This window comes from Caulobacter sp. FV1ye6ST (genome assembly GCF_058681225.1).
Genome location: NZ_CM178733.1, coordinates 3233961 through 3246435, shown reverse-complemented (window position 1 = coordinate 3246435; position 12475 = coordinate 3233961). Strand labels below are relative to the sequence as shown.

General features: G+C 66.6%; 9 protein-coding genes and 2 pseudogenes. 9 read left to right on the top strand and 2 right to left on the bottom strand.

Annotated elements, in window-relative coordinates:
* Positions 1 to 51 precede the first annotated feature (51 nt).
* Positions 52 to 1560 carry a UxaA family hydrolase gene (locus tag ACW175_RS15600; RefSeq protein WP_492100960.1) on the bottom strand — a complete coding sequence of 503 codons (1509 nt, stop codon included), beginning with the start codon at positions 1558 to 1560 and terminating at the stop codon, positions 52 to 54.
* A gap of 160 nt (positions 1561 to 1720) precedes the next feature.
* Between ACW175_RS15600 and ACW175_RS15595 the strand changes: the two genes are divergently transcribed.
* From ACW175_RS15595 to ACW175_RS15555, 9 genes and pseudogenes are all read left to right on the top strand, one after another.
* Positions 1721 to 2809 carry a LacI family DNA-binding transcriptional regulator gene (locus tag ACW175_RS15595; protein WP_492100959.1) on the top strand — a complete coding sequence of 363 codons (1089 nt, stop codon included), beginning with the start codon at positions 1721 to 1723 and terminating at the stop codon, positions 2807 to 2809.
* A 117-nt stretch (positions 2810 to 2926) separates the two neighbouring features.
* Positions 2927 to 4390: a glucuronate isomerase gene (gene uxaC, locus ACW175_RS15590; protein WP_492100958.1), complete on the top strand. Its 1464-nt coding sequence runs from the start codon at positions 2927 to 2929 to the stop codon at positions 4388 to 4390.
* Between the two features lie 24 nt (positions 4391 to 4414).
* The gene (gene kduI / locus ACW175_RS15585) at positions 4415 to 5257 is read left to right on the top strand and encodes a 5-dehydro-4-deoxy-D-glucuronate isomerase (RefSeq protein ID WP_492100957.1); all 843 of its coding nucleotides are present in this window, start codon (positions 4415 to 4417) and stop codon (positions 5255 to 5257) included.
* A gap of 156 nt (positions 5258 to 5413) precedes the next feature.
* Complete coding sequence (gene kduD, locus ACW175_RS15580) at positions 5414 to 6172, top strand: 2-dehydro-3-deoxy-D-gluconate 5-dehydrogenase KduD (protein WP_492100956.1); 759 nt, start codon at positions 5414 to 5416, stop codon at positions 6170 to 6172.
* Positions 6173 to 6355: 183 nt separating this feature from the next.
* Positions 6356 to 9085 (top strand): phosphoenolpyruvate carboxylase, encoded by a 2730-nt coding sequence (gene ppc / locus ACW175_RS15575; RefSeq protein ID WP_492100955.1) that lies wholly within the window; start codon positions 6356 to 6358, stop codon positions 9083 to 9085.
* A gap of 186 nt (positions 9086 to 9271) precedes the next feature.
* A pseudogene (locus tag ACW175_RS15570) lies at positions 9272 to 9367 on the top strand (hypothetical protein); the annotation flags it as partial.
* Positions 9368 to 9507: 140 nt separating this feature from the next.
* Positions 9508 to 9660 (top strand): annotated as a pseudogene (locus tag ACW175_RS15565) (hypothetical protein); the annotation flags it as partial.
* A complete protein-coding gene (locus ACW175_RS15560; protein WP_492104976.1) occupies positions 9660 to 10334 on the top strand; it encodes a bifunctional 4-hydroxy-2-oxoglutarate aldolase/2-dehydro-3-deoxy-phosphogluconate aldolase in 675 nt (224 codons plus the stop codon). The pseudogene ACW175_RS15565 and the gene ACW175_RS15560, both read left to right, overlap by 1 nt.
* Entirely contained in the window at positions 10335 to 11441 is a 1107-nt protein-coding gene (locus tag ACW175_RS15555; RefSeq protein WP_099579441.1) for a sugar kinase, read from the top strand.
* A gap of 791 nt (positions 11442 to 12232) precedes the next feature.
* Here the strand turns inward: ACW175_RS15555 and ACW175_RS15550 are convergent.
* Positions 12233 to 12415 (bottom strand): hypothetical protein, encoded by a 183-nt coding sequence (locus tag ACW175_RS15550; RefSeq protein WP_492100954.1) that lies wholly within the window; start codon positions 12413 to 12415, stop codon positions 12233 to 12235.
* Positions 12416 to 12475: the final 60 nt, after the last annotated feature.

Sequence of the window (12475 nt, the reverse complement as noted above, 5' to 3'; positions counted from 1 at the left end):
GGTCGCTTAAATGCGGTAGTCTGACAAGTCTGGCAATTGGCCTGACCATTTTTAGAGAGTCACGCCGGACTTCCAGATGGCGATCTCGCGTTCGCCGTTCAGCTCGGCCTTGGTGGCCTTGCCCGAGGCGGTGTCGATCACGAGGTCCATCAGGCGGTCGGCCGCGTCGTCCATCGAGACGCCTTCCAGCACCTGGCCGGCGTCGAAGTCTATCCAGCCGGGCTTGCGCTGGGCCAAGCCCGAGTTCGAGGCGATCTTCAGGGTCGGGGCCGGGAAGCCCAGCGGTGTGCCGCGGCCGGTGGTGAACAGGATCACCGTGGCGCCGGCGGCGGTCAGGGCTGTCGAGGACACAGCGTCGTTGCCGGGCGCTTCCAGGAAGGTCAGGCCATGCGGGCCGACGCGCTCGCCGTAGCGCAGCACCTCGACCAACTGGGCCCGGCCGCCCTTCTGCACCGCGCCCAGGGACTTTTCCTCGAGCGTGGTGATGCCGCCGGCGATGTTGCCCGGCGAGGGGTTCTCGTAGATCGGCTGGTTGTTGTCGATGAAGTAGCGCTTGAAGTCGTCGATCACGCCGACGGCCTGGTCGAAGATCTCGCGGCTCGCGGCGCGCTGCAGCAGCACGTTCTCGGCCCCGAAGACCTCGGGAATCTCGGTCAGCACCGGTGTGCCGCCGGCGTCGGCGACCTTGTCGGCGATGCGGCCGACCAGCGGGTTGGCGGTGACGCCCGAAAAGCCGTCCGAGCCGCCACATTTGAGACCCACGACCAGTTCGGAGACCGGGATCGGCTCGCGCTTGTCCTGCTCGGCGATGGCGACAAGGGCTTCGATGGCGGCGAGGCCGTCCTCGAACTCGTCCTCGACCATCTGGGTGGTGAAGCTGCGCAGGCGGTCGCGGTCGATGTCCGGCGCGCTTTCCAGCAGGGCCTTCAGCTGGTTGTTCTCGCAGCCCAGGCCCAGGATCAGCACGCCGCCGGCGTTGGGGTGGGCGGCCAGGCCGGCGATCAGGCTGCGGGTGTGGGTCAGGTCATCGCCCAGCTGCGAGCAGCCGAACGGGTGGGGGAAGGCGTAGACGCCATCGACGCGGCCGGCGAAGCGGGCATTGGCCTTCTCGGCGATGCGTCGGGCGGTGTTGGCCACGCAGCCGACGGTGCAGAGCACCCAGATTTCGTTGCGCGTGCCGGCCCGTCCTTTCTTGCGGCGATAGCCGTCAAAGGTGCGGGCGGTGGGCTCGACGTGAGGCTCCGGCGTGGTCGGCGTGAAGCTGTAGCCCTCGACGCCTTCCAGGCGGGTCTCGACATTGTGGACATGGACGTGGTCGCCGACGGCGATGTCGATCGTGGCCCGGCCAATCGGCCAGCCGTACTTCAAAACGTCGCTGCCAGCGCTGGCAGCGCGAATAGCGATCTTGTGGCCCTTGGGGATGTCGGCGCGGACGGTGATCGTTTGGCCGTGCAAGTCCAGGACCTCGCCAGACACGAGATCGCGCAGGGCGGTGGCCACGTGGTCGCGTGGATCGACGGGGTGGATCGATTCGCGAGGCGCCAGGGTCGTTTCAGTCATGGTTGTCGTCGCCGCCGAGTTCCGTATCGCCAATTTGTGCGCGTAGTGACATGGTAACCGGTGTCAGTCACCCCACAAGCGGACGTTTCGTCCTATGTTGGCGACACCAGCGCGGCTAGAGTATGACAAAAGACAACGCTTAAAGCTGCTTGGAAACGCCGTGAACTCTTCGAAGACGCCTTCCTCGATCCCGGAAGCCTCGCAGGGTGAGGGGGAGGGGAGTGTAGAGGGCGGCCGCAAGCGGGCCACGATCAACGACATCGCCAGGCTTGCCGGGGTGTCCAAGAAGACCGTTTCACGCGTCATCAACCAGTCTCCTTTCGTTCGGGACGAGACCCGCGAGCGCATTGAAGCGGTCATCGCCGAGTGGGGCTACGCGCCCGATCCGCAGGCGCGAGGCCTGGCGTTCCGTCGCTCGTTCCTGATCGGCATGATCTACGACAACCCCAACCCGCAGTACGTCGTCAACATGCAGTTGGGTCTGCTGGACGGCATGCGCGGTTCGGGCTTCGAGCTGGTCGTCCACCCCTGCAATCGCGCCAGCCCGACCTTCCTGACCGACATCCGCGCCTTCGTGGAGCGCCAGAAGCTGTTTGGCGTCGTGCTGCCGCCGTCGGTGTCCGAGGATGAGCGCGTCGCCAAGTTGCTGAATGAGATCGGCTGCGCGTACATCCGCATCGCCTCGGTCGAGCTGGACAAGCCCGAGCACATGATCGTCGGTCACGACCGCATGGGCGGGGAGGTGATGGGCCAGCACCTGGTCGACCTCGGTCACACGCTGATCGGCTTCATCAGCGGCCTGCCCAACTTCCGGTCCTCGCACGAACGCAGGGGCGGGTTGGAGGACGCGCTCCAGAAGGCCGGGGTCGCGTTGAAGCCCGACTATGTTGTCCAGGGCGCCTATACCTTCGAGTCCGGTCTGGCGTGCGGCGAGGCCCTGCTGGCCATGCAGCCGCGCCCCACCGCCATCTTCTGCGGCAACGATGAAATGGCCGCCGGCGCGCTGCAAGCGGCCCGTCGCGCGGGGTTGCGGGTCCCCGAGGACCTGACGGTGGTTGGTTTCGACGACTTCCAGATCGCCCAGGCCGTCTGGCCGCCGCTGACCACGATCCACATCCCGACGCGGGAGGTGGGCCGGATGGCCGCCGAAAAGCTTATCGGACGGGAAAGTCGCGAAGCGCGTGATCCCGCCAGCACGATCCCGTATCTTGTCCTGCGGGAGTCCTCGGCCGCGCCGCAGAAGACCTGAGGACAACCCGCCGCGACGCCTGCCTCCTTTCTTGCAACGCGTCGTGACACCGGTTACCAAGCGCGTCACGACAGCCCGCCGCGAGGCCGTCCAGACGTTGGGAAGAGGAAGCGAAGAATGCCCAGGCCGCTGAATTTCCACGAGGATCGCCTGTTTCCGGCGGACGCCACGACGCGCTCTTACGCGCGTGGTCTCTATGCGCTGGTCAAGGACCTGCCGATCATCAGCCCGCACGGGCACACGGATCCGTCGTGGTTCGCCACGAATGAGCCCTTCCAGGACGCCACCGACCTGCTGCTGGCGCCGGACCACTATCTGTACCGTATGCTCTACAGCCAGGGCATCAGCCTGGACGCCCTGAAGGTGCGTTCGAAGGCGGGTGTTCCGGCGACGGATCCGCGCGCGGCGTGGAAGCTGTTCGCGAGCAACTTCCACCTCTTTCGCGGCACGCCGTCGTGGATCTGGCTGAATCACGTGTTCTCCAAGGTGTTCGGTTTTACCGAGTTCCTCGAGGCCTCGAACGCCGACGACTATTTCGACCGTATCAATGCGGCCCTGGCCACGGACGCCTTCCGTCCGCGCGCCCTGTTCGACCGCTTCAACATCGAGACCCTGGCCACCACCGAGGGTCCGCACGAGAGCCTGAAGCACCACCAGGCCATCCGCGAGAGCGGGTGGGGCGGCCACGTCATCACCGCATACCGTCCCGATGCCGTCATCGACTTCGAGGACGAGCGCGGCCCGCGCGCCTTCGAACGCTTCGCCGAGGTGTCGGGCCAGGACGTCTACAGCTGGAAGAGCTACCTCGAAGCGCACCGCCTGCGCCGGGCGGCCTTCATTGACGCCGGCGCCACCTCGTCGGACCACGGCCACCCGACGGCGGCCACCGCCGACCTGTCGGACGTCGAGGCCGAGGCGCTGTTCCAAAGCCTGGTGAAGGGCGACGTCACGCCCGAGATGGCCGAGCTGTTCCGCGCCCAGATGCTGACCGAGATGGCCAAGATGAGCCTGGATGACGGGCTGGTCATGCAGATCCACCCAGGCTCGCACCGCAACCATAATGCGGGCCTGCTGGCGTCGCACGGTCGCGACAAGGGCGCCGACATCCCGATGCGCACCGAGTATGTCTCGGCGCTGAAGCCGCTCTTGGGCCGCCTGGGCAACGATCCGCGCCTGTCGGTGATCCTGTTCACGCTGGACGAGACCGTCTACAGCCGCGAGCTGGCCCCGCTGGCCGGCCACTATCCGGTGCTGAAGCTGGGTCCGTCCTGGTGGTTCCACGACAGCCCGGAAGGCATGATGCGCTTCCGCGAGCAGGTCACGGAAACCGCCGGCTTCTACAACACCGTCGGCTTCAACGACGACACCCGCGCTTTCCTGTCGATCCCGGCCCGCCACGACGTGGCGCGTCGCGTCGACAGCGCGTTCCTGGCCCGCATGGTCGCCGAGCACCGGATGGACCTGGTCGAGGCCGAGGAGCTGATCGTCGATCTGACGTACAACCTGCCTAAGAAGGCCTACAAGCTCGATCAGCGTCCGGACTGGGCTCGCCCGACCACGCTGCGCGCCGCCGCCGAATAAGAACACCCTTCCGGAGACTTCCCGATGTTCGCCAAGACCTACCACGCCACCCATCCGGACATGATGTTCGCGGTCAGCAATGACGACCTGCGCGATCGTTACCTGATGCAGGGCCTGTTCCAGGACGGCCAGATTGTCCTGACCTACAACCACGCCGAACGCTTCGTCGTCGGCGGCGTCGTGGCCACCACGGCCATCAAGCTGCCCGACCAGACCGAGCCGGCCTCGGCCGCCGGCCACCCGTTCCTGGAGCGCCGCGAGCTGGGCGTGATCAATGTCGGTGAGACCACCGGCAAGATCACCGTCGACGGCGTCGTCTACGAAATCGTTCCGCGTGACGGCCTGTACGTCACCATGGGCGCCAAGGACGTCTCCTTCGAAGGCGTGAACGGCGAAGCCGCGCGCTTCTATCTGGTCAGCCTGCCGGCCCACGCCGCGTTCGAAACCAAGAAGCTGGCCTTCGCCGACGCCGTCGCCCTGGAGCGTGGCGCGCTGGAAACCAGCAACGAGCGCACGATCTACCAGTACATCGTGCCGACCACCTGCAAGTCGGCTCAGCTGCTGCTGGGCATGACCGTCCTGAAGCCGGGCAGCGTCTGGAACACCATGCCGCCCCACCTGCACGACCGCCGCTCGGAAGCCTATTTCTACTTCGGCCTGGGCGAGAACGACCGCGTGTTCCACTACATGGGCGAGCCGGACGAGATGCGTCACATCGTGATCGCCAACGAGGAAGCCGTCATGAGCCCGCCGTGGTCGATCCACATGGGCTCGGGCACCGCCAACTACACCTTCATCTGGGCGATGGGCGGCGAGAACCTCGACTATACCGACATGAACGTGCTGGACATCTGCCAGCTGAAGTAGGGCCGCGAGGTCATCCGCTCCTAGCTTGTCATCCCGGGCGGAGCGCAGCGTAGACCCGGGACCCAGGGGCCATTGGCAGTGCGCCGGCCGCTGGGTCCCGGACAGCCTCTTCGAGGCTTCCGGGATGACAAGATTTAGGATCAGGAAATCAGCACCATGGCCAATCCGTTCAGCCTCGAAGGCAAGGTCGCGCTCGTCACCGGCGCCAACACCGGCATCGGGCAGGGGATCGCCATCGCGCTCGCCGCCGCCGGCGCCGACATCGCCGCCGCGGGCCGCAGCGAGCCTACCGACACCCAGAAGGCCGTCGAGGCCCTGGGCCGCAAGTTCCTGTCGATCAAGGCCGACTTCGGCTCGACCGAGCCCGTCCAGCGCGTGGTCGACGAGACCGTGGCCGCGTTCGGCAAGGTCGACATCCTGGTCAACAACGCCGGCATCATCCGTCGCGCCGACTCGATCGAGTTCTCGGAAGCCGACTGGGACGCGGTGATGGACACCAATCTGAAGGTCGTCTTCTTCCTGACCCAGGCCTTCGCCAAGCAGGCGCTGAAGCAGGGTGGCGGGGCCAAGATCATCAACATCGCCAGCCTGCTGTCCTTCCAGGGCGGCATCCGCGTCCCGTCCTACACCGCCTCGAAGTCCGGCCTGGCCGGCCTGACCAAGATCCTGGCCAACGAGTGGGCGGCCAAGGGCATCAACGTCAACGCCATCGCCCCGGGCTATTTCGACACCAACAACACCGAGGCCCTGCGCGCCGACGCTGACCGCAACGCCTCGATCCTGGCCCGCATCCCCGCCGGTCGCTGGGGCCGCCCGGAAGACATCGGCGGCGCCGCGGTGTTCCTGGCCTCGTCGGCCGCTGACTACGTCCAGGGCATTACTTTGCCCGTGGATGGCGGTTGGCTGGCGCGCTAGCGAAACAAATCCACGCAAAAGTGCGATGGTAGCGCAACCATCGTGCCGGGCGGGTTTTCCCGCCCGGTGAAGCGCGCTAGAGGGCGCCGCAGCGTCAGCGCTTGGGATCGATCCCGCGTCGCCGACGCTTTCTCGTGATCCATTCCTGTCCCGAACGGCCCCGGTCGTTCCTGGAGTTCGCGCATGCGCAATCCGGCCCTGTCGATCGACGTCGACCGTCCCACCAGCCGTCACGTCCGCCAGAACGCCAATCTGCTGAACGATCTCCTGATCGAGGCGATCACCTATCTCGAAGGCGAAGAGGCCGCGGCCCTGGTCGCCAAGGCGCGCAAGGCCGCCTCTCGCGAGGACGAGGAGACCGGGGATGCGCCGGTCCTCGACCACTTGTTCGCCGACCTCACCAACGACCAGGCCGTGTTCCTGGCCCGCGCCTTCGCCAGCCACTCGCTGCTCGCCAATATCGGCGAGGATGTCGCCGGCCGCCGTCGCCACGCCGAGGCCGACGCCCAGCCTGGTGACGAGCGTCCGCGCACCCTGATCGACGCCGTCAAGGTCCTGAAGGCCCATGGCAAGACCGACGCCGAACTGGCCAAGGTCTTCGCCGCCATGAACGTGGTGCCGGTTCTCACCGCCCACCCGACGGAGGTCCGTCGTCGCAGCATGGTCGACCGCGAGACCGAGATCTCGCGCCTGATGGCCCTGCGCCGCCACCACCTGCCGCCGGACCTGGACGCCGAGATCCGCGAGGGCCTGTTCCGTGAGATCGCCCTGATGTGGCGGACCCGCCTGTACCGTCCCGAGCGGATCACCGTGAAGGACGAGATCCGCAACGCCCTGTCGATCGTCCGCACCTCGATCCTGCCGGCGATCATCGACCTGTATGGCGACTGGACGGCCAAGATCGGCTCGCACGGCCATCTGGCGCCGCTGCTGAAGATGGGTTCTTGGCTGGGCGGCGACCGCGACGGCCACCCCGGCGTCAATGGCGAAACCCTGAAGCTGGCCTTCGCCAGCCAGTCCCGCGTGATCCTCGACTGGTACGCCGGCGAGGTGCGCAAGCTGTGGTCCAACCTGGCCGTTTCGACCGCCTATACGCCGGTCTCGAACGAGTTGCTGGCTCTGGCCGCCCAGACCCGCGATCCGTCGATCCACCGGCTGGACGAGCCCTATCGTCTGGCGCTGGAGCTGGTGTTCGATCGCCTGACCGCTGTGTCGCAGAAGCTGACCGGCGCGCCGGTCGCCTACGCCACCGGGGCGACCGAGGTCGAGCCCTACGGGCATCCTGACGCCTTCGTCGCCGACCTGACGGTCATCATCGACAGCCTGGAACGCAACGGCGGCGAGCGCCTGGTCGGCTCGGCCCTGCGCACCCTGGTCGAGGTGGCCAAGGCCTGCGGCTTCCACCTGATGAGCCTCGATTTGCGCCAGAACGCCGACGTCCACGAGCGGACCGTCGACGAGCTGTTCCAGCGGGCCGGCACGGGCGTTTCCTACCTCAAGCTCGACGAGGAGGCCCGCTGCAAGGTCCTGATCGAGGAGCTGTCGCACCAGCGCCCCCTGGTCTCGCCGTTCACCGCCTACAGCGAGGAGACGACCAAGGAGCTGGCCACGATGAGCGCCGCCGCCCAGGCGGTTCGCGACTACGGCCATGGCTGCATCGGCGCGTACATCATCTCGAAGGCCGCGACCCTGTCGGACATCCTTGAGCCGCTGGTCCTGCTCAAGCAGGTCGGCATGGTGTGGGGCGGGGCCGCGCCGCGCGCCTCGGTCAAGGTCGCGCCGCTGTTCGAGACCATCGGCGACCTGGAGAACGGCCCGGCCGTGTTGCGCCAGTGGCTGGAACTGCCGCTGTCGCGGACCATCCTGGGCGACCGGCCGGTGCAGGAAATCATGCTTGGCTACTCCGACAGCAACAAGGACGGCGGGTACGTCGCCAGCCGCCGGGGCGTGGCGCGCGGCGCCTCGGCCCTGGCGTTCGAGGCCGATCGCATGGGCGTCGGTTTGCAGCTGTTCCACGGCCGCGGCGGCAGCGTCGGACGGGGCGGTGGTCCCGCCGCCGAGGCCGTGCTGGCCCAGCCGGCGGGCACGGTCCAGGGCCGTATCCGCATGACCGAGCAGGGCGAGATGATCGCCCGCCGCTTCGGCGACCAGCCCACCGCCCGCCGCAACCTCGATGGCCTGGCCGCCGCCGTGCTGATGTCCAGCGAGCGCCCGGTCCAAAAGCCCGATCCCAAGGTCGAGGCGGCCATGACCGCCCTGGCCGAGGCCTCGTTCCATGGCTTCCGCGCCCTGGTGTACGACGATCCGGCGTTCGAGGACTTCTTCTGGTCGGTCACGCCGATCAGCGAGATCGTCGGTCTGAACATCGGCAGCCGCCCGGCCAGCCGCACCGCCAGCCGCAAGATCGAGGACCTGCGGGCCATCCCGTGGGTGTTCAGCTGGTCCCAGGCCCGCTTCATGCTGCCGGGCTGGTACGGCTTCGCCTCGGGCGTCGAGCGGGCCAACCTGTCGGTCGAGCAACTGCGCGACCTCGCTGGCAATTTCGACTTCTTCGCCTCGCTGCTATCGAACATGGAGCTGGCTCTCGCCCAGAGCCACATGGGTATCGCGGCGCGGTACATGGCGCTGTCGCCGGACAAGGCCAACGCCGAGCGCATCTTCGCGGCCATCCAGCGCGAACACGACGCGGCCTCGCGCATCGCCCTGGAGATCCGGGGCGGTTCGAGCCTGCTCGACAACCAGCCGGACCTCGCCGAGTCGGTGACCCTGGCCAGCCGCTCGGTGGACCCACTGAACCACCTGCAGCTGGAACTGCTGTCGCGCCGCAGGGCGGGGGAGGCCGACGAGGAGCTGCGCCTGGCCATCCAGCTGACCGTGGCCGGCATCGCGGCGGGCTTGCGGAACACGGGCTGATCCTTGCCCGGCAAGGGCTTGGGGGAGCGCCGCTCTTCCAAGCCGCGAAGCCGCGTTTTTTCAATCGGTTAGCCCTCACGATTTCCAGGCTCGACGGCGCTTGCGCTCCCTGACGGTTTCTGGTTATCTCCTCATGACACCGGTGGCGAAGTGGCCTGGCCACTTTTCCGGTTTTCCGTGACACCGGTGTCACAACGTTTCGGTTCGGCGTCGTGGTCGGTCCGTCTCGTTCGCGGCTCTTTGAGCTCGCTCCTGCGCAAACTTCCGGGGCGTCGGGTCATACCGGCGCCCTCACTTTTGCGTCCGGGGTGGGGGAGAGAGCCGAAGGAAAAACGTTCAGGGATGGAAGCGGGACCAGAGATTTTGCGGGAACCGGGTCAGCCACTAGCCCCCATTCTCGCGCACTCGATACGCCCCCTCGACCCCTTAGTTTGACGTTGCGGCAAGCCCGGTGTGGCGCTCGTCGGCAACGCGGTCTAAGGGATCGCCCTGAGCCAATTCCGGCGAAATCTTCCACGCGCGGCGGCCCAACAGGCCCTCCGCGCAAGATCGATCCTTCGGGAAGGAGTCTATGATGGTAAAAGACCGTATGGCGGTGCTGACCGCCCTGATGGACCAGGGTGTCATCCCGGTTTTCTATCACCCGGACATCGAGGTCTGTAAGGCCGTGATCCAGGCCTGCGCCGACGGCGGCGCGCCCTGCATCGAGTTCACCAACCGCGGCGACTTCGCCAGCCACGTCTTCTACGAAGTGACCCGTTACTTCCACGAGGCCGACCCGCGCGTGATCATGGGCGTGGGCTCGATCGTCGACGCCCCGACCGCCGGCATCTACATCGCCAACGGCGCCAAGTTCGTCGTCGGCCCGATCCTCAACGCCGACGTCGCCAAGGTCTGCAACCGCCGCAAGATTCCGTATTCGCCGGGCTGCGGCTCGGCGTCGGAAATCTCGTACGCCGAAGAACTGGGCTGCGAGATCGTCAAGGTGTTCCCGGGCTCGTCGGTCGGCGGCCCCGATTTCGTCAAGGCGGTGCTGGGCCCGATGCCCTGGACCCGCATCATGCCGACGGGCGGCGTCGATCCGGACGAAGCCTCGGTCAAGAAGTGGTTCGGCGCGGGCATCGTCGCCGCCGGCATGGGCTCCAAGCTGATCACGCAAGAGCTGCTGGACGCCAAGGACTACGCGGGCATCACCAAGAAGGTCCGCGAGACTGTTGACCTGATCAAGAAGGTTCGTGGGAAGGCCTAAATGACCGACAATATCCTCAACATCCGCCCGGCTTCGGAAACCAAGTGGGACTGCGCGTCCTTCGGTGAAGTGATGCTGCGCTTCGACCCGGGCTTCGGCCGGGTCCGCAACGCCCGCCAGTTCCAGGTCTGGGAAGGCGGCGGCGAATACAACGTCGCCCGCGCCTTCAAGAAGTGCTGGGGCAAGCGCTCGACCGCCGTCACGGCCCTGCCGGTCAACGACCTGGGCTGGCTGGTCGAGGACCTGATGATGCAGGGCGGCGTCGACACGTCGCACGTCATCTGGCGCGACTTCGACGGCCTGGGCCGCAACACCCGCGTCGGCCTGAACTTCACCGAGAAGGGCTTCGGCGTACGCCCCGCTTTGGGCTGTAGTGACCGTGGTCACTCGGCCGCCTCGCAGATCCGCCCCGGTGAAGTGAACTGGGAAAAGCTGTTCGGCGAAGAAGGCGTGCGCTGGTTCCACACCGGCGGCATCTTCGCGGCCCTGGCCTCGAACACGGCCGAAGCCGTGATCGAAGCCGTGGAAGTCGCCCGCAAGTACGGCACCGTCATCTCCTACGACCTGAACTACCGCGCGAGCTTGTGGAAGTCGCAGGGCGGCAAGGAAGGCGCTCAGAAGGTCAACCGTCACATCGCCCAGTACGTGGACGTGATGATCGGCAACGAAGAAGACTTCACCGCCTGCCTGGGCTTTGAAGTCGAAGGCCTGGACGAGCACATCAGCTCGATCGACCCGGCCAACTTCAAGAAGATGATCGAGACCGCTGTGAAGCAGTTCCCGAACTTCAAGGTCGCCGCCACCACCCTGCGCAACGCCAAGACCGCTTCGGTCAACGACTGGTCGGCGATCCTTTACGCCGGCGGCGAGTTCTACGCCTCGATGATGCGCGAGAACCTCGAGATCTATGACCGCGTCGGCGGCGGCGACGGCTTCGCCTCGGGCCTGGCGTTCGGCTTCATGGAAGGCAAGGGTCCCCAGGCCGCCGTCGAGTACGGCGCGGCCCACGGCGCCCTGGCCATGACCACCCCGGGCGACACCTCGATGGTGCGCCAGGCGGAAGTCGAGGCCGTGATGAAAGGCAAGGGCGCGCGGGTCATCCGCTAAGCGCCTCTTTCTCGAAAGAACGATGAGAAGCCCTCGGCCGCAAGGCCGGGGGCTTTTTCTTGGGGCGGATAGTCCTTCGCCAAGGAAGCGCTTTTCGCCCGCGCCGCTTCCCGCGCCTGAAGATGTTGAAACTCTCTGGAATTCCGGAATTTCCGCATCTTCTTGAAAACCTTACGCCTCAAGGCCGCTATGCGGGCGGGCGGCCATTCGCAGTCTGCGGCGATAGGGCGTGGCGGGCCGGGGTTCTTCTTTCTGCGGGTCATCTGATCCTCCAGGGACATGCCAAGGCGCTCCGGCGCGGCGCGCCGGAGGGGCGGGGAGGGAGGCGGGGCGCCCGGACTTCGTCCGGAGCAGATAGAGAAATACCGTTTCGACGAAGCTCGAACGCCCCGCGCGATCGTTATCCGGAAGCGTGGCGCGCCGACGCTGTTCGCGCCTGTTCGCCCTTGAAGCCTCCGACGGGCGGGCCGGATCGCGTGATCCAGTCCCGGCTACGGATGTTTCCATCCGCCTGTCGCTCTCCTCGGCCTGCATCCACCGTCGTTTCTGTGTTCCAGGGTCGACTACCTCGGGGATGGTGCAGTTGCGGAGCTTCCCCCGCGCCGACGAGCGCGCCCGCTCGACCGCCCCCCAAAGCCGCGAAGGTCGCTGGCCGCGCGCCCTCCCCAGTGCTTCGAGGTGGATAGAGGATACGGCAGGTTTCGGAGCCGGGGATGGGGAGGGGCGAACGCTCGTGCTTCGCTCGGGAGCGTGACGCTCCGCTTCAATCAAAATCCCCGTCATCCCGCGCTTCATGCGCGGGATCCATGGTTCAGCTTCCGCGTGAGCGCCATTTTCCGCTCTTCTTTTGCCGCGAACAAATGGGTCCCGCGCATAAAGCGCGGGATGACGATTGAGGTTTTGCCGTCGCCAACGCGCTCAGAACCGCCGGTGCGCCCGATAAGCCGGATGTCCGCTTTTAGCGACGGATCCAATTTCCGCTCCCGACCGATTGTGTTGAAAAAGTCTGCTGGGCTCGGCGGGTGGGGCATGTC